Here is a 22202-nt window from a genome sequence, read left to right on the forward strand (position 1 = left end):
TTATAAGAATCTTCCTTTTTTCAGAACCAGCGGAATTCCGCCGATAATGAACAAGTAGCGCATATCTACAACTTTTTTCAACTGAGCTGCAGTCCAGCCCTTGTAAGTTTTGCTGCCTACTACAGCGATTCCTTGGCCTTTGCCTAGGGAAGCTACGGTTCCTTTATTGCTGAATGCGAATTTCTTCGGCTGTTGATTGCGGATTGCCGCCACCAAATTATGCGCACAGCATTCACCCTGCTGCATAGCAATTTGAGCGGTTGGCGGGTAAGGGCGTCCTTCCGGATTAATCATAAGGGAGCCATCACCAATAATGAAGATATTCTCTTGGCCCGGTGCACGTAGATATTCATCTACCTTCACGCGCCCACGCATAGCTTCAAATCCGGCAGCCTCAATAAGACGATTGCCACGGATTCCGCCTGTCCAAATAATTGTGGAGGCTTTGATTTCTTCGCCTGATGCCAGAATTACCCCGTTTGGCAGACACTCCTTGATCGCAACACCCATCTTGAAGGTAACTCCCTTTTTGGTGAGCAAGTCCATCGCATACTCAACAAGCTCAGGAGCAAAACCAGGCAGTGCTGTCGGAGCAGCCTCTACGTTATATATATTAACCATACTTGGATCAACGTCATATTCTTTACACAGTCCAGGGATACGGTCAGCTAATTCAGCTACAAATTCGATACCGCTAAAGCCGGCACCACCGACAACAAAATTAATATGCTCCTGAGCATTGTTCTCGTTCTTGTACTTAGCGAATTGATATTCAATATGCTCGCGAATTAAACGAACGGAATTGATGCTCCGGATTGTCAGTGCGTATTTATCAAGTCCAGGAATACCAAATGTTTCAGGCTCTCCACCTAAAGCAATGACAAGATAATCGTACGATAGGGTACCATCCTCCAAAATAATCTTTTTCTGCTGAGTACGAATTTCCTGAACAGATGACTTCACGAGGTCGATCTTGAATTCATCGATTAGTTTCGAAATGGACACCCGAGTGTGTTCAATACTGTCCGTACCCGCCGCAGGCATATGTAGATGGGTAGTAAAATAGTGGTACTCGTGACGGTTTACAAGCGTGACATCCGCTTCATTATAATTCAAAGCCTTCTGCAAGCGCTGTGCGGTCAAAATACCCCCATAGCCCGCGCCTAAGATAACGATTTTGGGAATACTACTCATGTTCCGGCTCCTTCCAAGAGGTAAATCTGTCTTTGTATTTTTTATTGAAACAATGTACGGTCCTTTTTGTGAATTTATACACTTATATTTAGAAGAAATTCCAATCAAACTTGAAGCATTTCTAAATTGACCATATCCATTGTAAACCTTAGTGTAGCATTAATCAAACATTAAAATACTAAAAAACGTCACACTTTTATTGACTTCTAAAGTCTTTCTTTGCAGGTATGTGTCACAATGATTATAATAAGTAGGTACACAAGTATGGCAAAATGAATATATCAACTCGGAGGTGTAATATCCCGTGACCCAAGAGCAATCCAGCGTTCCTATGAGCGACCTTTTAATCATAGGTGGCGGGCCAGCTGGCATGTTTGCCGCATTTTACGGCGGAATGCGTCAGGCATCAGTAACCCTTATTGAAAGTATGCCCCAATTGGGGGGACAACTTGCTGCCCTTTATCCAGAAAAATACATTTATGATGTGGCAGGTTTTCCAAAAATAACAGCACAAGAATTGGTCGACAACCTGTCTCGGCAAATGGATATGTTCCAATCCAATATCCGGCTGGAGGAGAAAGTGATTTCTGTTCAAAAACGGGACGAACGTCATTTTGTGGTTACAACCGATGTAGCCGAATACCACAGTAAGGCGATCATCATTACAGCTGGTGTAGGTGCATTTGAACCTCGTCGTTTGGAATTACCCAACGCTGGACGTTTTGAAAAAGCAAACCTCCATTATTTTGTAAATGATCTAAATGCCTTTAAAGATAAAAAAGTTCTGATCAGCGGTGGCGGTGACTCTGCAGTTGACTGGGCGCTCATGCTGGAACCCATCGCTGAACAGGTAACCCTGATTCACCGCCGGGATAAATTCCGTGCGCATGAACATAGCGTTGAGAACCTGATGGCTTCCAAGGTTAACGTAGTTACCCCTACTGAAATTACAGAGCTGCATGGTGATGAGTTCATTACCAAGGTTACATTGTCAAATATCAAGACCAAAGAAACTCAAGAAATTGAAGTGGACAGCGTTATTGTGAACTTCGGATTCATCTCTTCCCTAGGTCCTATTGCCGAATGGGGTATTGATATTGAGGGGAACTCCATTGTTGTTGACTCGCGTATGGAAACAAGCATTCCAGGCATTTTTGCTGCCGGCGATATCACAACTTATCCTGGTAAGCTGAAGCTGATTGCTGTAGGATTTGGCGAAGCTCCAACGGCTGTGAATAATGCTAAGGTGTACATTGATCCAGAAGCGAAGCTTTCACCGGGTCACAGCAGTAATATGAAACTCTAAATCTATTAACACAATAAAAAAGGGTATTCTTACAGACCTGTTAATAACAGCCTGTGAGGATACCCTTTTATGTTTGTTTGTGCCTCGCGGTTTTATATATGTAGCCTGCTACAAAGTTATCCTTTGCGCTTTTTTAATGAAGAACCGCATGTACTGGAGAGTGTAAGTTTCGTTTGCGAATTTCAACGAGTAGAAGAGCGATGAAATCATGCTCTAGTTGCAGCTCTATTGCTCTATGGTAAGAGTCAAGCAGCATCTCATCCGACAATTCAACCATAAACTTCATCTACCTTTCCTTTATTTGGATCTGAATCTATCATATCAAACTATCATTTTTCGAACAAGCGTTCGCGTTATCCACAAGTACATGTGGAAATCCTGTGTATAAAATGTGTGTAAGCGTTATAAAGGTACTAGCTACACAGTGGACTATGGGGATAATAGTTATACACAGGATTGAACCACTTGTATAAAGCAAAAAATATATTTTTATTGTAAATAAATTACAATGTTATTTACCCCAAAAGAACGCAACTAAACGCAATTTTATCTTACTACTCTATTATCGTCAATTCTTAAAATAATTGTTAATTTATTGAGGTCTTGTATTAACCTCCAAAATCCATATTTTCCCCGAATAATCTACAGCATAATCAAAGCCCAGCTCACCTATTCCCGGAAAATGCCGTTCCATAATTCCGATACATACATGGGTTAGTCTCCGCATTTCTGCTTTCTTCGCTGAAGCTTTAATCCGCGGCAACGATCTACGAAGTCCTTCACGACATGATAGCATCGTTCCCCCTTTACAAAGATTGGTTACGAACAGACCTGGCCGAGCCAATCTCCCTACCATGGAGCGAAATTCCCAAACCTCACCATTCTTAACTACTTTGACCCGATAATCAATAGGCCGCCCGCCGATTCTCGCCAGGGAAATCCCTTGTTGAATCAAATATCTGCGTTTTGCCTTCACAGTATTAAGCGCACGTCTCATGGATCCAAAATCCTTGTAAATTCGAGTTCTGTCCATATAGGTGAATCCATAACCGCGATTATCCCGAAAAACTTTGATTACACCGTAACCTCCGCCACCTACAATAGGTTTAATGACAACATTTCCATATCTACGAAGCATTGCCAGCAGCGTTTCTGCCCTGTACCCCCTCGTCATTGGGATATAGGGTGCAACCCGAGCATCGGTCAGCAACGCCTCTGTCTTCAGCCACTTACTGGCCAATTGTCTTCCTGCCATCGTCCTTTCCCTCCCTTCACAATCCAGCCTACCCTATACATTACTCAGAGAAGGTCTCGCCCTCTTGTATGATTGTCCGTGTAAGATGCCGCTCTTAGCAAAAAGGGCTTAGTGTTTAGCACAGCATCAGTCGACAGCGACAGGGTACAAACGCGGATTTTGTAGATTCAGTTCTCAAAAAATTCGACAACATTATCTTAATGGATGAGTTCACTATAACTAGAATAATCTTCAAAATCGTTGTATTATTAATAGCGGTTACATTTTCAATTTCTACTATTATAGTGAGTACTAACAGAATCACTAAAAAGCACAGCGCGGGGAGGGCTCAGAATGGCACAGTTTTTTGAGGTTTTATATTGGGTGGCTATGCTTGGGATGTCCATTGTATTGGCTGGAACGACTATACTGATCTGCGCCATTGGCTTTAAATTTATTAAAGACAAACGCAGAGCACTGGGTACGGGCTGTATCGCCTTCTCCCTTGGAGCTGCAGCGCTCATCGTATTTATGATTAATTACAAGTTTATTATTCCAGCCTAATGTACGCAGGGACTGCCTATAAACAGCTTACTTCTATGCATAGACGGTCCGACCCTCGCAAAAAAAACACAGAGCAGCGATTCTCCAGTTATGTGGAGAATCGCTGCTCTGTGTTTTTAAACAATAGCTATCTGCTTCAACAGTGTCGTTAACCCATGAGCATTTCGGACCCAGATGACGTTATTTGCAGATTTTCAACCTTTGAGGCGTGGTTTCGGACTCCAGTGACACTATCGCTTAGAAAGAGCTTCATATTTACTGATTTTCATAGCAATAGCAGCAATGCGGTCCGTTGGCACCACAAATATGGGAAAATGCGGCGTTTAGGGTCATCTGTGTCCGATACATGGCTTGCGATACATAGTTAGCGATATATCGTTCGCGATACAAGGTTTGCTTCCTATGTAAAAAATAAAGAGCTACCCCAGCGCCCATTAAATGACTTCTGAGAAACTCCCCTATTACTCATAAATCCAGCGACAGGCGTATCATATCTATGACTTGAATCCCATTTTCAAAGATTTCTTCACTGTAATGCCTAATAAAAAAATCTCTATCAATGCCGGTGATTCTGAATCCACATTTCTGATAAAGTGCCAATTGTCCAACGCTCGAATTTCCTGTGCCAATTTCAATGGTTTTTGCCCCAAGCTGCTTGGCATTCTGAATCGCATGGTTCAGCAGCTGCTTACCTATTCCTTGCCCGTGTTTATTTTCGTCGACGGCGATATTAACAATCTCTACAGTCTCCGGTCTTGTCTGCAGCACAACGTAGACTCCGATGATGCTGTTATCGACCTCAGCCACACAACATAACCCTCTTTGTAAATATCCGTTAACTAAGCTCTCCGAAGGATCTGCTAATAGAAGTAATTCTAATGGAGGCTGTTCACCAGCTTTTAATTTTCTGATTTCCATTTCCATTTCCGAACTCCTTGTGATGATTTTTGTCATTGAGAATAAAAAAAACTCCAAGCCTGTGTTGTTAGAATCCAACACGGGGCTTGGAGCCATGATTGCTGTGATTAGCAAGGCTCTTCGTTAGGTTTCCCTGCATCCGTAGCTGTCCGGAAGCTTGAACCGCAGCCGCAAGTTGCAGTAGCGTTAGGGTTGTTGATGGTGAAACCACCGAAACCAAGATCAAAATCAAAATCGTTGATTTAACAAGCTTTTCGGGCTCTTTTGGGTATTATTGATTGTAAAATAGATTATGGATTGCATATCACTTGAATTGTGGATGATGCTAATCGGATTATACCCAAAGTAAGAGTAGGTGTAAACTGGATTATGAAATTTTCGACATATTATTACCCTTTTTAATCAAAGTGGTGCGTATTTTCCCTATATTATGATCCTGCAATCCCACTTCAAACTAAAAGAGCCATAGGATAAATCTTCCTTGGCTCTTTTATGAATCCTTCAAGAAAATCAATAAACCGTTTCTGTTATTTCCATATTTTCACCATAATCATTATTCTCTAGCGTAAAATACACTCTTTTTAGAACCGATTCGCCCGCCCCATTAATGGCTTGCAAATCATATAGTAACATCAACTTATCATGCTGCGACCCAGTTTTTATCGTCATTGTATCATCATCTTCAGCAATTACTTTACCTCCCACTCCCTTTGCCTCGTATAATGCTCTAAAATATTCCTTTTCCTTCTCATAAGTTTTCGTAAAAGTAAGACCAGACAAAAAATCCTTGTCCCACTTAACTCTATCAACATGAACGATTGTATCGACTTCCATTTTTGAAGCTTTAATAAATTTATAGTCTAGTACATTGTAAAAATCATCCACATTGCTCGAAGTAAATTCATATGTGGAATCCCCATTCTGAATAGCCTTTATGTAATTTGCCACTACTGATTTCGCTTTTCCCTCAAGAGTAAAGTACCTATTATAAACGTACAAGGTCCCCAAACCTAAAACTATCAGTGTGATTACTGAAATTATCCATCTGGATTTCAAAAATCTAACCAATTTCATGTTTTGTTTTTCACTAACTCCACTTGTAACAGGTAATTGAACACCTCTATTAATTTGTGTGGAATCTGGTGCATTAGGTAAACTCGATACTTTCTCTCCACATGCATTGCAAAATTTACTTCCTTCAATTAAAGAATTTCCACACTGATTACAATATTCCAAACTACGTCCCCCTAATTTTAAAATTTTTACAAAAAACTTCATTTAATTCCTTTTTTCTCCCTTTTGATATTATCCTCATTACGCCATACCGTCAAAATATATTTCACCAAAAACAAACTTTTTTATATCTAGCACTCTCAATATTAAAATAGTACCACGGAATAACTAATATATGTATCAATTTTTATAATTTTTGACCTATAAATACATATGTTCCATCAGATAATTCTTCTCTACACTTTCTTTAAGAGGTGTAGCCAATGCCAGATGCTTTAAATAAAGTAGGTAAGCGTATACGGGAAATTAGAAAATCTCGTGGACTTTCACAAGAGTCGCTAGGAGAAAGATGTGGCTTTACTTTTTCATATATTGGAGGAATTGAAAGAGCGGAAAATAACGTATCCATTAAGAACTTGGAAAAGATAGCACATGCATTGAACGTTGAGATTTATGAATTTTTTGTTGATCATAAGGCTGAGAATCAAATATCAAAGAAGCTGGACGAATTTGATGATGTACTGGATTTACTTCTATCTCTTGATGATAAAGAATTGAAAAGAGCAAGGATAATATTGAATGAAGTATTCAAAAACAAATAACAGGAAGGGTCCTTAGCAAAAGACTCTTCCCTTTCGGCTTTCTTAGAAAATGAGGTGAGATCATTGTCTGAGAAGAGATGATTTCACCTTACTTTCTAAGTACGGTCTCTAGGCAGATGTACTCTTAGTAAAATCTTAAGATCTAGTTAATTTTGCTTTTGATATAAGTAACAATTTCTGGTGTTGCACTCTCAATTAAACCTTTATAAGAAATTTTCTTTTCTGAATTATTATTTATTATTGTCCATTTGTTCCAATCAATATTTTTAACGGACCAATCAATTATCGCAAGTTGTTCAACTTCTGTTTCCCAATCGTCTATCCATCCCAACATTTCTGTATCTTCTATCATCAAGCTCTCATTTAAATATAATGCTATAGCATTTTGAGTTGTTTCATGTCCAAGTATATATTTCAGTACATCTCCTGGTGTGCTTGGTAACGTACTAAATAAAATAGAAAAAAATTTATTTAAAAAACTCACTATTTCATCATATTGCAATTTTAAAATTTTTTCATCTCTTGGGGAAATCTTCTTTTTGCCAAATAATAAATAACTGATAAAAAACTTAAGTCGCATACCTGTAGAAAACGCTTTGTTCGCCGGACGTATAACTTTACTTTTATTCAGCTCAATACCCGCCGTTTTTAGCGGAGTTGATAGCCTATGTAATTCCTGTACTAATAAATTCATTACATCTCTTGAATCGTATTGTGTAATTAAAGACATGGAAACTTTCTTGGCATTCGAGTTAATATCCGAGAATAGCTTTCTTTCATCTTCTTTATTAAGACCTAAATAAATTTGGGAAGTTATCACACTGTTTAAAAATTCTTGTTTTTGGGTTTCATCTTTGATTCGTTCTATATATTTCTCCATAGCTTTAATCCTATGTTGTCCATCGATAACCACTAATCGAGAAGAATTATTCAAAATTAATGCATTTTTATCGACATCATAGTTAGGATTTTCCCGAAATGAGAAAACCAGAGCTGGTAAAAATATCCCAGCTTCAGATTGGAATTTAGCGTAATATTTTATCAAATCTGGGAGTCTATTGTAAGATAGGTCACGATTAACCTCTAGGTCAAGTTTATATAAACTTAATAAATCTTTTATAAATATCTGTGTCGACATTAGCCCCTTCGTCTTCAAAGAATTGATTGTATCAACACTTCCTTTCAAGACCACTTCACCCATTAATTTTAACCCCCTCTTCAAATTGATCTATTAGATACTTAGAGAAAGTTCTCACGATTCTTCCGACTGATCCAAAATTATATTTCTTTGTTTGATTATTAAATTTTGCTGCTAGTGCCCGAAAATCATTATTCTTATGACTCCAATCAATAGGATAAATTGCTTTTTTAAAGAATATTTCCATAGGTTTGTTAGGATACTGCTTTTGCATTTCATAAACAAACTTGGCTATCGCGATCATTACATTTGATGAGTACACGATGTATTTATCCCTATCAAATGCATCTTTAGGGGTATATTTTCTTAACATTGTCAAAAATTTCTCTGTGTTCTTTTTGTACGAAGAATAGTTCCCTTTATTTATTTTTGAATTATAATTTTTATGAATTATTCCTTCATTTAAAGCGAGTACTATAGTATATAATGTTGATGCTGTGGCTAATTTAGTTCTGGTTGTTTTTGCTCTGCACTCAAAATAATCCATAGATATCGTGGGGTGTGTATTAATAATATCCTTTACCAATTCCCCATATAGATCATTTTTCTTATACATAACCAATAGGGTGTTATTGACAGAAGATGATTTAGAATTCACATCAGTAAAAAGTTGGCGCTCTTTAATTATATCTAAACTATGGAAAATTTGAACTGTTAAGGGAAAATCTATCAGTCTTTCATACATATCTATTATGCTGTTATCTTTGGGCGTCTGTTCAATCATTGCTTCCAATCTATTTTTCAAGACTTCAAAGGCTTTGATTCGATGCTGTCCATCGATGATTACAAGTCTTTCACTCATACTAAGACGGTATTCTTCTATTTCTTCTTCAAATGTTCCTCTTCCTCTTGCAGAAAATATTAGTGGGGAAAAGAATATATCATTGTTTATTAATCCCGATTGTATGTATTTGCTAATCTGACCAACCCGTTCAGTATCAATATCTCTCTGTACTTCTCGATCAATTTCAAGAAATTTAAGTACATCGTTCACTGAACACTGTGTAGATATTACAGTTTGACCAAATTGCAAGCCACCTGATGCTTTAAGAACGATTTGGTTATTTTTCTTGCTCAATACAGATAAGTCCATCTTTAGTCCCCCTTTTCCTATTCCCCGCTTCCTTTATACTACTTTATATTACAAAATTTTACCACGATATCTTTTTCTGTGTATTTTTCAGATTTGATTAATTGTAATAACTACTAACATATGAAAACATTAATAATGATCATGATTATCATTTTTCCCCTCCTCTGCGCCTCCCTGAAGTGCCCCCTACCTTATAAGTAATCAAATACTTTTTAGAAGTTTTAACTATCCCCCCCACTCTTTCTTGAAAATAAAAATAAATAAAGAGCCTTCTTTTATGAAGACTCTATTACTAAGCTCTTAAATTTATGCAATTCCCTGTATAACGTAGGCTTAGACACACCAGTTAGCTCCACTATTTCCTTAAGGGTATATTGTCTACTTTCATATAGCTTTATTGCTTGATCCAATTTCTTTTTGTCAGTTTTAGGTCTTCCACCTAAACGCCCTCTTGCTCTTGCAGCCTCCAACCCAGCCATTGTTCTTTCACTAATAATGTCACGTTCAAGCTCCGCGATCACCGCAAGCATTTTGAACATTGCACGCCCTACTGCTGTAGTCGTATCTATGTTGTCACGTATGGATATTAGTTCTATTCCTCTTTGTTCAAGCACTTCACTCAATTCAATGAGCTTCTTTGTTGATCTTGCCAAACGATCTAGTTTGTACACTACCAACGCGTCACCTTCACGAAGATAGTCTAAAGCTTTGGCAAGTTCCGGTCTATCATCGTTTTTCCCCGAAACTTTCTCATCAAATATCTTTATACAACCTGCTTTAGTCAATGCATCCGTTTGTAAATTTAAAGATTGATCAAGGGTGCTCACACGTCCATATCCAATATACGCCATAAAAAAACCTCCTCATTATTTACCCAGCCCAGACTGTACATTTCAAAAGCTAAAATGTCCAGTCTTTTGCTACTTTGATAATGAGAAGGGTTTTGATACATCATTTAAGTATTTTTACGCTAAATTAGCGTATCGGCTAAAATAGTCTCATAAACATTCGTTTTGGGGAATAGTTTTATAATCACTACGACAAGTGAGACCTCATTGTTTCCAACTTAATAAAAAAACTGTTGGTTCGGAAAATCTCATAATAAATCATCCACTTTTTCTAATATTAAAGTGTTTTGGAAATGAAGCTTCTTGATTTTCCAAAAACCGAGTAACACCTTCATCACCTAAAGAATGCTTTAGCAATATTAGTGCAAGTATTTTAGGCGATATTCCATAAGTAGTTGCAACCAATTCGACAGCTTTCCAATGCTTAGCTTGGTCACGCTCTCTTTTCCACATACTAAGAAATAAAAATACTTTTTTCATAATAAGTCCTCCTTACATTCTATTTAATTTTATAGTATGCAATTGGAAGACTAGTTATTACGAAAAATAAGTTTGTAGTTTCCATCAAAAAGAATTCTCCTCGCTATACGTGGTGCTTAATCTATATATAGCGATCTTATATGGAAAGGCAGACACGATAAACCGGATAACATCGCGAGGTCATTATGCTTCGTAACTTTCGCGACTATTCATGCCAGAGGCTCCATGTCGAATCACTCGATTATTCTATTAAACTTTAGCTTATATCATGCGGTATTGTGAAGAGCAAAAAAATACGAATCACTATTAATCAGTGAATTGTATTTTACAGTTGAATATTTTCAAATGTGTTTAATGCTACAACCCTCTTCCAAGTACGTGAGAATCATTCTTCATCATTCTTCAGTAATTTGACTTCTTTACTGTTCAGTACCTTAGGCTCTTGAGGAAACTCCTGTTTGATCTCCTCTGACGCTGTTAATGATGGACGAATTTGCATTCCCTCATAAAATAATTTCCCAAGTTTTTCAAGAGATCGTTCTAAATTACCTATTTTTTCCTGTGATCCTTCTATATTCTCTTCTTTAAGTAACATTTCAGTTTTTTCGCTAATAAGTAACTTTAAATTTTTCTCCATTGCATCACTAATCACTTTTAACATGTCATTCTTTGTTCGATCTTTCTCATTATTTAAGTCAAGCTGTTCCAATTCCCTTTTCATTTTTTGATTATTATAATATTTTTCTTGGATTTCTAGTCCAGCTTTTGCCACTTTACCAATAAAGTTAGCTGCAACTTTGGTTCCAACAGCAACACCAATCCACATTGATCCTGATTCAAACTTTTCAATTTCAACTCGCCCATCTACTAATCCAGATGTAATCGTACTCCTAAAAATAAAATCCAACTCATTAAAAAAAGTAGCAATCTCTTTTAAATCACCATATTCTGGAAGCTTAATGTTAACACTATGTTCATTTTCAGTGGGAACTGCGTTATTAATTAAATCTAGCGCAGCATTTGATTTTTGTTTTATCGCATAGATAATATTACCAAATAAGTTAAAATCAGCAGTTAAGATTATCGGCTTGGGTACGGAACTAAAATAAATAGTTGGAAGTTGATTAAGCCCCTTAACTTCATCTGTAATTATTCCCAATTTAGAAATATTATTGATCGCAAAAATGGTATCTTCATAGTTAGATAGTTCAGTTGTCCCATTACCTAAGTCTTTACCTTTATAAGTTGATAGTAGGTTAATATTTTGTTCAATTATTTCTCTTGCTTCACTTAGACGCATATTCTTCCCCTTTTTCCAACATATTAGTTTCATTAGTCTCAATAATATACTACATATCCATATTTACACAATACTTCCCATTGCTTTTCACATAGATAAAACTCAAATTCTATCTACTCAGCTAAGACCCCATTTCCCATATTCTTCGACATTATTTAACGTTAATAACCTTTGAGGTTAACGTAAGTAATCTTTACGCTGATTCTAAACCCAATATAAACCTATATAATCCTTGCAGAACGAAAAAATGCACTCTGCCACTGAATCGCTAACGTAAGAGTGCAAATTTTTTTTGAATTTTCATCGTTTTAAATTTTTTAAAAAGACAAGTTAACGTGAATCTATAACACTATCGCGCGGTTGAACACTACAAGCCCTAAATATCCCCCTTAACTACTTCCACCTTCTCCAATTGCATGAGCACTGAAATATCTTCTATCGCCAAGGCTGCCGCTATTCGCTCAATAATTCCGATGTTAAGTTCCTTGAATTTGTTATTACATAAATTAGAAATTTTAGCTTGAGTTACATTAGATAACTCGGACAACTGAACCTGAGTCATTTTTCTTTCAGTAAGAATATCCTGAAGTTTAATCCTTAATCTCATATGTTTTCCCCCTAGTTTTTTTGGAAAATATACAGTTGACAATATACCGATATCGGTATATTGTAGCAACCAGCCCTAGTATACATTCTTATTTATCTACACGCAAAGTTTAGTAATATAGCCGATACATATGGGGCAACAATTGAAATGGAGGATTAAATAATGATAAATACCGAAAAAAAGTTGGACATGACGATCACATTTTCTAACGTAAAAACAGCTTATGCCTATGAGGGCTCTATAAAGGAAATTCTCCACAATGGAGCATGGATCAAGTCTAAGAAGCTAACTATCACATTCGACAAACAGGAAGCTCAACAACATGAAAACTATAGATTAGCACGTAGTGATGAATTATTGTGGTGGTCATGCGTAGATGAGGTTGAAATTCCCAATATTGTTGAATGTAGTAATGGTCTATTTCAATGGATAGAACCTGGCTTCGACATTGTGGAGAGTGGGCTTATTAAACTATAGACTAAAAATAATAAAACAGCCCACATCATACACCTAGGTATGCATTGGGCTGTTTTATTTCTTTTACCATTTATTTAGCCACATTTTCAATTGAAGCTTATCACGCATACGATTGAAGTCTCTAATATAGGATTCCTTATATTGTGCCGCAAGTTTTCCAGTGTATCCCATGACAAGAAAGGAGAATCCATCTTGTGTGATGTAGTATTTAGGTCTAAGTTCACCTTTTGCATCAGTATAGTCAACCAACGCAAAATTGCGTTGAGTGAATTCTTCACTACATTCAAGGGATTTGATATCACGTATCACATCTGCATGTCTTTTCCCAAACACTGCCGCTATTGTCAAACTATCCGTTACCGCTTTACCATTTTGTTCGACTATTTATTATCCCTAATTATTGTTCTCAGCTCATCAATAGTAAGTGTCTCCTCACATTTGTGTAACATTGCATGGCAATTAGGACATACAGGTCGAAGATCATTTACAGGATCAACTTTATACTCCTCTTTCAGTTCATGTAATGGTTTCAGATGATGAACATGTATAAATCCCTCACCTATTTCTCCGTATACATCCTCGAAATTAAATCCGCAAACTACGCAGCTATATCCATGATGTTTAAGACAAGCCTCCCTTGCCGCAAGATTCCTTTCGTATGCATTTACGAGCACTATTTTTTTAGCACCTTCTACATAAGTATTATTTTCAAGTAGTTCTCCTGGTAGCATCCCATTTTCTGATAGTTTCTTTTCTATCACCTCAAATCCCAAACTCCCAAGAAATTGGTTAGTCTCAGCACCACTATGATGATCTTTTCGATCTAATTCATATCCATTCGCATACTTGTTGGCGAGTCCAACTATATATTTAGGTGGGTATGTTTTCCCTTCGTAGACAAGAATATATCTCATAGAATGCCTGTGATTAGGAACCCCGTTGTTTTTAACTTCATTTATAGCGCTAATTATATGTTCACGCGTTATTCCCTGTGGAATTGTCATCTGGAATTCTCCTTAATCGTTTTAAAAATATTAGTACTAGCAAGCGTATTCTCCTACGGTGATCGAAATGTTAGAACCATGATTATTAATAATGAATCGTGGTTTGTAGCAAAAGATATATGCGATATTTTAGGATACTCTGAGACAAATGCATTGATAAAGAGATTGGACAATGAAGATTTCATATCCGCCAAATTGGAGGGTATGAATATGAAGTCTACTTTAATTAATGAATCTGGACTATATACTTCTATTATTGGAAGCAAGCTTCCGACAGCCAGGGAATTCAAACGTTGGATTACACATGAGGTTATCCCATCGAATTCTGCTAATATATGTGATTCCGTTTATTCCATAATTCTATAAACATAGTTATAATTACCTATACATATACTACCATAATCTAGATGAATAGGAGCCTCATAATTGGCTAGAAGACGCAAAAAAGAACCCTCTTTAGTAGAACTCGCAACACAGTTGATTGTGTTTTGTGCCTTTATACTAGCATTTAATCTCACCTTCAATAAATATGGAACATCACCAGGTGGTTCATGGCTAATTTCTTATTTGACACGTGGGAAGATAGAGTGAATAGTAATAGTAATACTAAAAATAACTAAGAGGTGGAACAAATATGAATTCCGAAGTAGAGTACAGCTTACTGACATGCGACTGTGGGTGTAACTTTGAGGTTAAGGCATTTATTCTACGTGGATTTAAGGATAACGAGGACATAACTTGTCCAAGTTGCAATCAATATGTAAAAACGATTCGAGCGGATAATGGATACGAGACGAGGATTCTTGCTGAGGAAGAAATATTAGATATTTTAAAAAGTAGAAAACTCCGCCAGGCTCAATTCAAGCACATTAACGGAATCCCATGTGCTCTCTGCCAATCGACCACAACTAGTTTCATTTTATCACTTGATGATATAGATGCGGATTCCATTGCATGCTGTGAAAGTTGCTATGAAAGCAGTGATTTCAATAATGAGGAGAATCGTTTATTCGTTTTAGAAGAAGAGTAAGGAAAACTAGCTATCATGTCCTTACATAAAACTCAGATTTCTTATACGGTACAGCCTACTTTAAGTGATTTTTCTACCAACGCAAATTAGTTCTAAATACATTTTAGAACTGGACTAAGTGGGGGATGACAGAGAATGGGTATAGCAATAACTAACCAAATGATTGAAGTTTCTTATGATAATGCAAAAAAGGTATATCATAAACAAATCGAACTTAGTAAAGCCCTTGATGCAATTGTTGCAGCCACAGGGATGGGACGTGGCTCAGCACTTGCCTATGTTCATGACTTTAGTCAAATGATGCAAGGAAATGAATATCATCGAACAATGAATACTAGGGCGACTGAGTATTTCTTATTAAACATTCTAAATGATTATGGGAAAGAATATTTTGTCAATGCATTACAGGCTGCAAAGGCTCACACGGAGTATTATGCTAAACAAGGCAAAGGATCTCTCAGGGCAATAGAAGAATTAGTTCAACGATTATCTTAAAGAAGCCCTCTACCGTTCTTATAAGCTTAAACTTGTCTTTGCTATGAGTGAAGCTGGACTGGAGAGTGAGCCTAAAATCAAATTTGTGCCAACTAGAATGTTTCAGCCACGCCGTAACACGCGCATAAGAGCCTTCTCTACGAAGGAAGAGAAGTGAAAATAAAGGTAAATGACTTCCATTAAGCAATTTATTAAGAATGCTGACACTGGAGAAATTGAATACATTAAGGTTGAGATGAGCTGAGCTGAGTGTTAATGCTTGAGTGCCAACGGCACGACAGGAGCGAAGCGACAGGGTTTTAAGATCTTGACCTTCAGGGAGCGTAAGCGAGAACACCCTTACCCGAATAGTCACTGGTAGGTTTTTTCTTTCTTATAGTTCTTTTGTTTATACTGTCCATTCCTGAGCCCGTTCTCATCCCAAAAATGGACTAGGTAAGTTCAATAATGAGGTGATTTCATCCTAAAACTGAACCACCCTAGTTCAATAGTGGGATGATTTCATCCTGAATATGAACTAGTCTAAAATACTTGATAAATCTACCCCACCATTACTTTTCTTCTTATACACCAAGGGTTTGTTCCGAGATTCAATTTCTTCTTGTGACAACTGGATATTGTTTCTTTCTTCAACCCACTTCTTACCTGCACGCTCTTGCTTCAGCTTGTCGTATTCTTTATGTCCTGCCGCCATAAGACTCTTGTAGGCTTCAGGATGTGCTTTTTCCAATCCATCTAGTCGCTTTTTAACATAGGCTTTCGTAACTTCACAATCAGTGTCTAAGTAAATTGCAATGTCTTTACCTGTTAACTTGACCTTCTTATCAGGATTCATCAGGTTGGTTTCATGAACACGATCATCTGTAACGTCCATAGTTGTAGCCAATGCATCAACTACCCGATTCTGAGATTCAGCTAATTTTTCGCCTTTCTTTTTGCCTTCAGATTGCTCCTGATCGTCAGAACGAACTCCCTTGCTAACAGGAATGTACTTACTACCTTCATTTTTTACATTACCATTTTTGTCTGTGTAGGTCTTGCCTTGAATTTTATCGATGATATTCAATGACTGCATATCCTTGAATAGCTTACAGATAGTAGTCTTGCTTTGGATTCCCATCACGTTCTGCCATTCATCATTATGGATAATCCATTCACCTTCATTTCCCTGTCCCCTAAACATTCTATGTTCAGCGTAAATCCAAGCTCTGAAGTATCTAGCATTACCTAGACAGGACTCATAGTCTTCTTTCGTTACTTGGACGAAACGATTGAATTTGAACTTCTTACCTTCATCGTCTTTTTCTTCTTTCTGAATCGTATCTGCGGCATTCGGCACCCCAATTGTAATAGGTGTATCGTTTTTGTAATTAGTAGGACTAATTTTGATATAGCCTCTATCTGATAGCACTGCCAGCAAACGCTTGTGCTCGGCTCTATTCTTTGTCTTATCTGCAACTATCGGCATTTGATCACTAAGTAGCGCTACAGAAGTGACGGTCTTTCCATAATCCCAAGGATTTTGTGTCAACTTCGCCAGCTTAAAATATAAATTGAAAGCGCAGTCATCTTCTTTCAGGATAAATAGCTTTGTATTATCATAATTAAACATCTGAATGGGCATGGCGACCCATGGCACTTTATTTTCTTTATTTTCTTTATTCCCCATAATTCTCACTTCTCCTTATAATTTAACACCAATTAATCTAACACTAAGACCACTAGCCATTACTGTTCATTAGAACAATAATGGCGCTGACTGAACTCCAACAATGCTCTATTCAATTCTTCAGTTCGTTTGAACTGCCAAAATTTCTGCATCGTCTTCTCATGAAGCCCTGAACAAATAAAACTAAACTCTCTATCCATACGTAGGAACTTGAATAACTTCATACTATAGCAATAAAAAAACTCATTTTCTGAAAACATTGCTTTCCTCCTTTCATAAATATCCAAACAAAAAAAGCTCCGTTCACTTCACGGAAACATGTTGGAGTTACTATTAATTCATATAGACTCTCACACAATCGACTTGATTAGCATACTGCTTTATCTCTGGAGACGTTTATGTATTGTGGCAACATCCTAATGTTACCTTTTTCATAACCAAGTTCAGGATTGATCCTGTCCAGTGTTGGGCGATACTTGTACTTACTGTGTTTTACATACACATCCGTTTGAGCTCTCCATTCGTTTCTGAAAACTTCATCATCCCATAAAGCTTTAAATAAGCTCATTGCATTGTCGTAGCTACATCTAACATTCTCATAACCTGGACGATTATATGTGATCTTACCTCTTTCAAAAGCCGCATAGCATGATTCTCTTAATAAGTACATCGATAGATTTTTTTCTTTCAACATCTTTGTTTGTTCTTTTTGATATTTGCTTTTACACTTCTTGCAGTAGTTGCCCTTCTTATCCTTCGTATTAGATTGATCATAAAAATTGCTTAGCGGCAGAAGTTGGTCACATCTACCGCACATTTTTGTTTTAGATTCCATAAATATTACCTCCTAAAATTATTAGTTAAATCAAATGTAATACATCAACATTTACATACATTTTTCATAAATGAGCAGCAAAAATAGACAGGAAAAAACCATCCTGTAAGATAAAGCACAAATCTTTTACTAATAATTAATTGAAATGCGAAATGTACTTTTTAGATTATGTTTATCGTTTTATCAATACTCATCTATACTTTCCTTAATGATATCCAAATCATCTTTAGTAATGTCTAAATCTATAAACTCACTAGCTAATTTGCTCCTAAAAATTCGATTCTTTGTTAATTGAATTTCAGCTTTATTCACTTTTACTATAAGGTCTTCTATCATTACCTCTAACTCATTTATTTCCTCTTGGTTATATAAATAGCCATATATTTGAATATAATCAACTAAACGAGTGATTTCATTTTTATATAGATTAATTCTCATTTCTTCTTCAGCTTCGCAAACATAATTTGAAATTAATAACGCCCTCATCTCTACTATCTCTTCCGAATTATCTTTATTAACGTAAGTGTTGTTCATTATTGACTCTCCTTTTAATTATTTTGATAATAATTTCATTACCAATAAATTCATGTATTTCGGTTACATAGAAGTTAACATTTAGATTTAACCAAACGTAGCCACCACTCCTATTACAGTAGCATCAGAGAAATCCACCTTCCCCCTAAATAAAATTCTACTCGCTTGAGCTGCTTCAATAACGATAGGTCCAATGGTTGACGTTAATGCTATATTCCCAGCGGTCTGTGCTAAGCCACCACGATATTCATCTCTATAGTAAAAGTCCAAGGATGAGAAGTTGCCACCATCAATGACAACACCATTCTTCTCTCCATACTCATTCATCGAGCGTAAACCGTTTCCTGACAGTTCCAATCTGCTCATGCTAGTGTCCGCTGTCCTGATTAACCCACCAGTTATTGTAGAGCTATTAATTGTTCCCGTGAAAGTACCGTCAAGTGCTTTCAGCTTGCCATCCATACTCACACTAAAAGGCGCACTGGCAAACGTTGCATTACCTAAGTAAACTCCGTTAGAATCCGCTTTCAAAACGTTATTACCACTACCTATAGCAATTGTGCCACCAAATATATTCGGAGATTCAATTGTCGTTTGAGTAATCTTAGTAGCGGATATATAGCTTGGAAGAGCAGGAATATGTGGTTGATTGGTTACTTGCGTCCAACTTATCGTTGCTTCAGGTGACATTTTCACATTTCTACCAAGCTGAAGGTTACCAATTTTTTCTAACCCCCTTACTTTCACAGCATCTTTATAGAGAAACTCGCTAGGCTGATTAGTAATTCGATTTACATTCATTAAAACATTCATTTTGCACCCTCCACTACATATTCCTTAGTTCCTGCCTCAGATATTACGTGTATGCTAATATCTCCACCCACACTTTCTTCTTCCTCACCTATAATCCTATACACATTCAGAACGCTCTCTATTGGATTGTGAGGATTGAAATGCTTTGGCAGGTAGATTAACGCCTTATCTTGTCCTCCTCCTCTAGCAGACATCGCAGATCCGACTACAATACGAGGATCAAAACCACTTCTATGGCAATATTCGATCATGCCGCATTCTCCTTTATCTATGTCATAAAAAGCTAACACAGTAGCCAAACATGCTCCGTCTGGTACTACATCATAGTAGGTTGGATAATCTATAAGGAATTGTTTATGAACTCTCAAAGATTCCCTCTCTACGATTCTTGTAATCTGTTCAATAGAAGTTGACTCATTTACTTGCTTCGCTACCAATGAACGTAACATCTCGCAATAATCCTGAGCGCCTGAACAAAACATTGATACGTGATCAGTGAGCTTAGTAAGCTTCTTATGTGAATCGCTTACAATTTTACTAGCGCTGGTGATGCGTCCGTCTCCACTAATAATCACGAAATTTCCTGGGTTATTAACCGCAATACATAAACTCATTTCTTATCAACTCTTTTCTTTAGAATATATTTTTTGTACTTTCTTACTTTCTTGTAGTCCATATTTGCTCTACGATTTTCGTAATTACCAATGTGGCATCTTGAGCATTTTATGTACTCGGCTAATTCCGTTAGAGTAATTCGCTTCTTCAGCCGCAGAAGTCTAAACTCTTCCTTTTCAGACACTTTCATTCTCCTTTCAATTTTTTACAACAGAAATAAGGAGATCAGTTACAATCTCCTCCAATTAAATAAAGAAGCACTCAGACAGAGTGCTCCTCTTCGACTTATAACCATATTATACCATATAACCACTTGGTTGTCAAATATTGTATTTATCAACTATTTATTAGTATTTTCATTCTATTGAAATTTTATATTAGATACTAATATCATCCGGTCACATTTCGGTCACATTTTCTATATTCCTAGATTTTCTGCGAGGCTACTCAACATGTTAATAAAAGCTTCCGTTCATTTACTATAATGATATTATAACATTTTCAATAGACTTTGTCAATATAAACCATTGACATCATAAAATAAATATGATATATAGATGCATTAAATCCTTCTATTCGTTGATTTTCCCCCTACTCTTCTTGAATTGATTTTAAGAGTATATCGATGACCCGAAGCGTAGCTTCAACAACTTTTGGATGCAATGCCTCATTTAACAATATCTGCTCGTCCTTAATCAGCCTTATGATATGTTGACAAGTCTTACATTGCCATTCCGAATCGTCCAAGCTTATTTCATCATTCCGTCCCATATTGTCCGCCTCACTTCATTTAAATGCCACTCCTGACGCTCTCAAATGCACCTGTTTGAGCTTGATGTTGAACAGGTAGACAATCGTTCTATTTCTCCACTGTATTGCCTTCCATAGCCTTATACTCGTCTTTTTGAACCTAACAATTTATTTATTGGAGAATGATCATCATGACTCTTCCTAATATCGCTAGTATCCATTTGAATGTAACGGCGTACAGTGCGAATATCTAACCAACCTCCCATTTTTTGTAGAGAAAATGGGTCTGCTCCAGATAATGTCATATTTTTAGCCCAAGTATGTCTATACACGTGAGCAGTCATCTTCTTACCGTTAACTCCTGCCTTTTCCCCATAGTACTTCAAGCGTTTATTGAATTGATTCGCACCTAATGGCTGACCAAAGCATGATAAGAAGACACGATCCGTGCTAAAGTGTTGTTTGTTCTTCGATATCAATTGGAGTAGTAGTTTAGAGGTAAAACTTGAGAAAGGAATTAGCCGTGGTTTCCTATTTTTACTCACTTCTCCATCTATAGTGAAGAACCTTGCTTGAAAATCAATATCTCCCATCCTTAAGCTTAGCAACTCTTTAATGCGCAATCCTGAATCAAGCATGGTCACTATACCCACGTAATCTCTAAACCCTACATAGTCACGTTGGTTGGGTTGTTTTAATATAACCTTGACTTCATCATCCGTAAGGCAGTTAGTTAAATCAACATCCTGACGGAGCAAATTAACCGATTCGAAAGCATTAATCTCAATTAGCTTGTCTTTGCGAAGCTGGTTGAAGATCGCCTTTAATGTTCTTAGGCGAATATTAACCGTAGTATCAGACAACCCAATTCTTTGTTTATCCGAATTGATATATTTGTGATTAGCGTACCGCTTTGCATCGAATCGCATATAGTTGATGTGGTCACGAATAATGGAGGGTGTAAGTTCATCAATAAATTGCATTTCGGGGTAGTTTTCGGTTAGCCATGTGAAGAAATAGCCAAAATGCTTGTTGTAATCCTTTAACGTTCGTTCTCTAAGCCCTTCCGCACGTTTAGCATTAATCGCAAAATCGAGTCCTTGCATGAAGCTAATCCTCGGATACTCGTCTTGGTCAGTTCTTCTTCCAATCGGTGCTCTTTTTTGCTTCTTGGTCAACATAAAAAAACCTCCTAAAAGTGTATTTTGCATCATACACACTTCAAGAGGTTTGGAAGCCGCAATCCTCGTACCATCATTTTAGGGTTGTTACCACACAAAATGATGATTGCGGTGTGCTTATTTTCCTTTACAATTCATAATCCATGGTTATTAGACCAACATTTTACCCCAGAGCCTAGCGCTTTAGCTCAAAAAGCTCAATAAACCGCGCCTCATCAACGA

28 protein-coding genes and 1 pseudogene are annotated in these 22202 nt (G+C 37.0%); 8 read left to right on the forward strand and 21 right to left on the reverse strand.

The window, feature by feature from the left end:
* Nucleotides 1-1194, reverse strand: coding sequence for an NAD(P)/FAD-dependent oxidoreductase (locus MHH46_RS26565; protein ID WP_036685230.1), 1194 nt, complete (start codon nt 1192-1194; stop codon nt 1-3).
* Nucleotides 1195-1525: 331 nt separating this feature from the next.
* On the opposite strand from MHH46_RS26565, the gene MHH46_RS26570 reads away from it, so the two are divergent.
* Nucleotides 1526-2500, forward strand: a complete 975-nt coding sequence (locus MHH46_RS26570; protein WP_076184831.1) for an NAD(P)/FAD-dependent oxidoreductase — start codon at nt 1526-1528, stop codon at nt 2498-2500.
* Nucleotides 2501-2633: 133 nt separating this feature from the next.
* On the opposite strand, the gene MHH46_RS26575 is transcribed toward MHH46_RS26570, so the two are convergent.
* Nucleotides 2634-2777, reverse strand: coding sequence for a sporulation histidine kinase inhibitor Sda (locus MHH46_RS26575; RefSeq protein ID WP_036685584.1), 144 nt, complete (start codon nt 2775-2777; stop codon nt 2634-2636).
* Between the two features lie 315 nt (nt 2778-3092).
* Nucleotides 3093-3755 (reverse strand): YheC/YheD family protein, encoded by a 663-nt coding sequence (locus tag MHH46_RS26580; RefSeq protein WP_076193310.1) that lies wholly within the window; start codon nt 3753-3755, stop codon nt 3093-3095.
* Nucleotides 3756-4088: 333 nt separating this feature from the next.
* Here MHH46_RS26580 and MHH46_RS26585 point away from each other — a divergent pair, with 333 nt between their 5' ends.
* Nucleotides 4089-4298, forward strand: coding sequence for a hypothetical protein (locus MHH46_RS26585; protein WP_036685233.1), 210 nt, complete (start codon nt 4089-4091; stop codon nt 4296-4298).
* 465 nt (nt 4299-4763) lie between these two features.
* Here MHH46_RS26585 and MHH46_RS26590 read toward each other — a convergent pair whose 3' ends face one another.
* From MHH46_RS26590 to MHH46_RS26600, 3 genes and pseudogenes are all read right to left on the reverse strand, one after another.
* Entirely contained in the window at nt 4764-5216 is a 453-nt protein-coding gene (locus MHH46_RS26590; RefSeq protein ID WP_076193410.1) for an N-acetyltransferase, read from the reverse strand.
* Between the two features lie 107 nt (nt 5217-5323).
* Nucleotides 5324-5431, reverse strand: a pseudogene (locus MHH46_RS26595) (iron-sulfur cluster assembly accessory protein); the annotation flags it as partial.
* A 295-nt stretch (nt 5432-5726) separates the two neighbouring features.
* Nucleotides 5727-6494 carry a zinc ribbon domain-containing protein gene (locus MHH46_RS26600; RefSeq protein WP_076193312.1) on the reverse strand — a complete coding sequence of 256 codons (768 nt, stop codon included), beginning with the start codon at nt 6492-6494 and terminating at the stop codon, nt 5727-5729.
* Between the two features lie 218 nt (nt 6495-6712).
* On the opposite strand from MHH46_RS26600, the gene MHH46_RS26605 reads away from it, so the two are divergent.
* Nucleotides 6713-7051, forward strand: a complete 339-nt coding sequence (locus tag MHH46_RS26605) for a helix-turn-helix domain-containing protein (RefSeq protein WP_076193315.1) — start codon at nt 6713-6715, stop codon at nt 7049-7051.
* 142 nt (nt 7052-7193) lie between these two features.
* On the opposite strand, the gene MHH46_RS26610 is transcribed toward MHH46_RS26605, so the two are convergent.
* From MHH46_RS26610 to MHH46_RS26635, 6 genes are all read right to left on the reverse strand, one after another.
* Nucleotides 7194-8252: a DNA sulfur modification protein DndB gene (locus MHH46_RS26610; RefSeq protein ID WP_076193317.1), complete on the reverse strand. Its 1059-nt coding sequence runs from the start codon at nt 8250-8252 to the stop codon at nt 7194-7196.
* Nucleotides 8245-9342, reverse strand: coding sequence for a DNA sulfur modification protein DndB (locus MHH46_RS26615; protein ID WP_076193319.1), 1098 nt, complete (start codon nt 9340-9342; stop codon nt 8245-8247). The genes MHH46_RS26610 and MHH46_RS26615 overlap by 8 nt, the downstream gene beginning before the upstream one ends.
* Before the next feature lie 275 nt (nt 9343-9617).
* Nucleotides 9618-10193 carry a recombinase family protein gene (locus MHH46_RS26620; protein WP_076193321.1) on the reverse strand — a complete coding sequence of 192 codons (576 nt, stop codon included), beginning with the start codon at nt 10191-10193 and terminating at the stop codon, nt 9618-9620.
* A 255-nt stretch (nt 10194-10448) separates the two neighbouring features.
* The gene (locus MHH46_RS26625; protein WP_076193324.1) at nt 10449-10670 is read right to left on the reverse strand and encodes a hypothetical protein; all 222 of its coding nucleotides are present in this window, start codon (nt 10668-10670) and stop codon (nt 10449-10451) included.
* Nucleotides 10671-11055: 385 nt separating this feature from the next.
* A complete protein-coding gene (locus MHH46_RS26630) occupies nt 11056-11970 on the reverse strand; it encodes a hypothetical protein (RefSeq protein WP_076193326.1) in 915 nt (304 codons plus the stop codon).
* A gap of 376 nt (nt 11971-12346) precedes the next feature.
* Nucleotides 12347-12577, reverse strand: a complete 231-nt coding sequence (locus MHH46_RS26635) for a helix-turn-helix transcriptional regulator (RefSeq protein WP_076193329.1) — start codon at nt 12575-12577, stop codon at nt 12347-12349.
* Nucleotides 12578-12739: 162 nt separating this feature from the next.
* On the opposite strand from MHH46_RS26635, the gene MHH46_RS26640 reads away from it, so the two are divergent.
* Entirely contained in the window at nt 12740-13054 is a 315-nt protein-coding gene (locus tag MHH46_RS26640) for a hypothetical protein (protein ID WP_076193331.1), read from the forward strand.
* A gap of 63 nt (nt 13055-13117) precedes the next feature.
* Here MHH46_RS26640 and MHH46_RS26645 read toward each other — a convergent pair whose 3' ends face one another.
* Complete coding sequence (locus tag MHH46_RS26645; protein WP_081387890.1) at nt 13118-13438, reverse strand: Rha family transcriptional regulator; 321 nt, start codon at nt 13436-13438, stop codon at nt 13118-13120.
* Nucleotides 13435-14058 carry an HNH endonuclease gene (locus MHH46_RS26650; protein WP_076193335.1) on the reverse strand — a complete coding sequence of 208 codons (624 nt, stop codon included), beginning with the start codon at nt 14056-14058 and terminating at the stop codon, nt 13435-13437. The genes MHH46_RS26645 and MHH46_RS26650 overlap by 4 nt, the downstream gene beginning before the upstream one ends.
* 78 nt (nt 14059-14136) lie before the next feature.
* Between MHH46_RS26650 and MHH46_RS26655 the strand changes: the two genes are divergently transcribed.
* The 4 genes from MHH46_RS26655 (at nt 14137) to MHH46_RS26670 (ending at nt 15583) form a co-directional block, all read left to right on the forward strand.
* On the forward strand, nt 14137-14424 hold the full coding sequence (locus tag MHH46_RS26655) for a Bro-N domain-containing protein (RefSeq protein ID WP_076193337.1): 288 nt from the start codon (nt 14137-14139) through the stop codon (nt 14422-14424).
* Nucleotides 14425-14484: 60 nt separating this feature from the next.
* On the forward strand, nt 14485-14649 hold the full coding sequence (locus tag MHH46_RS26660) for a hypothetical protein (protein WP_179086315.1): 165 nt from the start codon (nt 14485-14487) through the stop codon (nt 14647-14649).
* A gap of 43 nt (nt 14650-14692) precedes the next feature.
* Nucleotides 14693-15088 (forward strand): hypothetical protein, encoded by a 396-nt coding sequence (locus tag MHH46_RS26665; protein WP_076193340.1) that lies wholly within the window; start codon nt 14693-14695, stop codon nt 15086-15088.
* A gap of 135 nt (nt 15089-15223) precedes the next feature.
* Entirely contained in the window at nt 15224-15583 is a 360-nt protein-coding gene (locus MHH46_RS26670; RefSeq protein ID WP_076193343.1) for a hypothetical protein, read from the forward strand.
* Between the two features lie 517 nt (nt 15584-16100).
* Here MHH46_RS26670 and MHH46_RS26675 read toward each other — a convergent pair.
* The 7 genes from MHH46_RS26675 to MHH46_RS26705 form a co-directional block, all read right to left on the reverse strand.
* Complete coding sequence (locus MHH46_RS26675) at nt 16101-17252, reverse strand: hypothetical protein (RefSeq protein ID WP_076193346.1); 1152 nt, start codon at nt 17250-17252, stop codon at nt 16101-16103.
* A gap of 59 nt (nt 17253-17311) precedes the next feature.
* Nucleotides 17312-17476, reverse strand: a complete 165-nt coding sequence (locus MHH46_RS26680; RefSeq protein WP_405132536.1) for a hypothetical protein — start codon at nt 17474-17476, stop codon at nt 17312-17314.
* Between the two features lie 143 nt (nt 17477-17619).
* On the reverse strand, nt 17620-18087 hold the full coding sequence (locus tag MHH46_RS26685) for a hypothetical protein (protein ID WP_076193351.1): 468 nt from the start codon (nt 18085-18087) through the stop codon (nt 17620-17622).
* A 183-nt stretch (nt 18088-18270) separates the two neighbouring features.
* Nucleotides 18271-18621, reverse strand: coding sequence for a hypothetical protein (locus tag MHH46_RS26690; RefSeq protein ID WP_076193354.1), 351 nt, complete (start codon nt 18619-18621; stop codon nt 18271-18273).
* Between the two features lie 87 nt (nt 18622-18708).
* Nucleotides 18709-19434 (reverse strand): hypothetical protein, encoded by a 726-nt coding sequence (locus MHH46_RS26695; RefSeq protein WP_076193357.1) that lies wholly within the window; start codon nt 19432-19434, stop codon nt 18709-18711.
* Entirely contained in the window at nt 19431-20048 is a 618-nt protein-coding gene (locus tag MHH46_RS26700) for a hypothetical protein (RefSeq protein ID WP_076193359.1), read from the reverse strand. The genes MHH46_RS26695 and MHH46_RS26700 overlap by 4 nt, the downstream gene beginning before the upstream one ends.
* A gap of 891 nt (nt 20049-20939) precedes the next feature.
* Nucleotides 20940-21980: a site-specific integrase gene (locus MHH46_RS26705; RefSeq protein WP_076193367.1), complete on the reverse strand. Its 1041-nt coding sequence runs from the start codon at nt 21978-21980 to the stop codon at nt 20940-20942.
* Between the last annotated feature and the right edge of the window lie 222 nt (nt 21981-22202).

The organism is Paenibacillus sp. FSL H8-0175, from assembly GCF_045040615.1.
In the GTDB taxonomy this organism is placed as follows: domain Bacteria; phylum Bacillota; class Bacilli; order Paenibacillales; family Paenibacillaceae; genus Paenibacillus_AQ; species Paenibacillus_AQ odorifer.

Coding starts and splice junctions, on each gene's coding strand:
- MHH46_RS26695 (WP_076193357.1), bottom strand. CDS start 19,434: ATGAATGTTTTAATGAATGTAAATCGAATTACTAATCAGCCTAGCGAG.
- MHH46_RS26655 (WP_076193337.1), top strand. CDS start 14,137: ATGATTATTAATAATGAATCGTGGTTTGTAGCAAAAGATATATGCGAT.
- MHH46_RS26675 (WP_076193346.1), bottom strand. CDS start 17,252: ATGGGGAATAAAGAAAATAAAGAAAATAAAGTGCCATGGGTCGCCATG.
- MHH46_RS26580 (WP_076193310.1), bottom strand. CDS start 3,755: ATGGCAGGAAGACAATTGGCCAGTAAGTGGCTGAAGACAGAGGCGTTG.
- MHH46_RS26630 (WP_076193326.1), bottom strand. CDS start 11,970: ATGCGTCTAAGTGAAGCAAGAGAAATAATTGAACAAAATATTAACCTA.
- MHH46_RS26680 (WP_405132536.1), bottom strand. CDS start 17,476: ATGAAGTTATTCAAGTTCCTACGTATGGATAGAGAGTTTAGTTTTATT.
- MHH46_RS26610 (WP_076193317.1), bottom strand. CDS start 8,252: ATGGGTGAAGTGGTCTTGAAAGGAAGTGTTGATACAATCAATTCTTTG.
- MHH46_RS26625 (WP_076193324.1), bottom strand. CDS start 10,670: ATGAAAAAAGTATTTTTATTTCTTAGTATGTGGAAAAGAGAGCGTGAC.
- MHH46_RS26635 (WP_076193329.1), bottom strand. CDS start 12,577: ATGAGATTAAGGATTAAACTTCAGGATATTCTTACTGAAAGAAAAATG.
- MHH46_RS26620 (WP_076193321.1), bottom strand. CDS start 10,193: ATGGCGTATATTGGATATGGACGTGTGAGCACCCTTGATCAATCTTTA.
- MHH46_RS26700 (WP_076193359.1), bottom strand. CDS start 20,048: ATGAGTTTATGTATTGCGGTTAATAACCCAGGAAATTTCGTGATTATT.
- MHH46_RS26575 (WP_036685584.1), bottom strand. CDS start 2,777: ATGGTTGAATTGTCGGATGAGATGCTGCTTGACTCTTACCATAGAGCA.
- MHH46_RS26705 (WP_076193367.1), bottom strand. CDS start 21,980: ATGTTGACCAAGAAGCAAAAAAGAGCACCGATTGGAAGAAGAACTGAC.
- MHH46_RS26565 (WP_036685230.1), bottom strand. CDS start 1,194: ATGAGTAGTATTCCCAAAATCGTTATCTTAGGCGCGGGCTATGGGGGT.
- MHH46_RS26690 (WP_076193354.1), bottom strand. CDS start 18,621: ATGAACAACACTTACGTTAATAAAGATAATTCGGAAGAGATAGTAGAG.
- MHH46_RS26590 (WP_076193410.1), bottom strand. CDS start 5,216: ATGGAAATCAGAAAATTAAAAGCTGGTGAACAGCCTCCATTAGAATTA.
- MHH46_RS26685 (WP_076193351.1), bottom strand. CDS start 18,087: ATGGAATCTAAAACAAAAATGTGCGGTAGATGTGACCAACTTCTGCCG.
- MHH46_RS26605 (WP_076193315.1), top strand. CDS start 6,713: ATGCCAGATGCTTTAAATAAAGTAGGTAAGCGTATACGGGAAATTAGA.
- MHH46_RS26640 (WP_076193331.1), top strand. CDS start 12,740: ATGATAAATACCGAAAAAAAGTTGGACATGACGATCACATTTTCTAAC.
- MHH46_RS26570 (WP_076184831.1), top strand. CDS start 1,526: ATGAGCGACCTTTTAATCATAGGTGGCGGGCCAGCTGGCATGTTTGCC.
- MHH46_RS26650 (WP_076193335.1), bottom strand. CDS start 14,058: ATGACAATTCCACAGGGAATAACGCGTGAACATATAATTAGCGCTATA.
- MHH46_RS26665 (WP_076193340.1), top strand. CDS start 14,693: ATGAATTCCGAAGTAGAGTACAGCTTACTGACATGCGACTGTGGGTGT.
- MHH46_RS26585 (WP_036685233.1), top strand. CDS start 4,089: ATGGCACAGTTTTTTGAGGTTTTATATTGGGTGGCTATGCTTGGGATG.
- MHH46_RS26670 (WP_076193343.1), top strand. CDS start 15,224: ATGGGTATAGCAATAACTAACCAAATGATTGAAGTTTCTTATGATAAT.
- MHH46_RS26615 (WP_076193319.1), bottom strand. CDS start 9,342: ATGGACTTATCTGTATTGAGCAAGAAAAATAACCAAATCGTTCTTAAA.
- MHH46_RS26600 (WP_076193312.1), bottom strand. CDS start 6,494: ATGAAGTTTTTTGTAAAAATTTTAAAATTAGGGGGACGTAGTTTGGAA.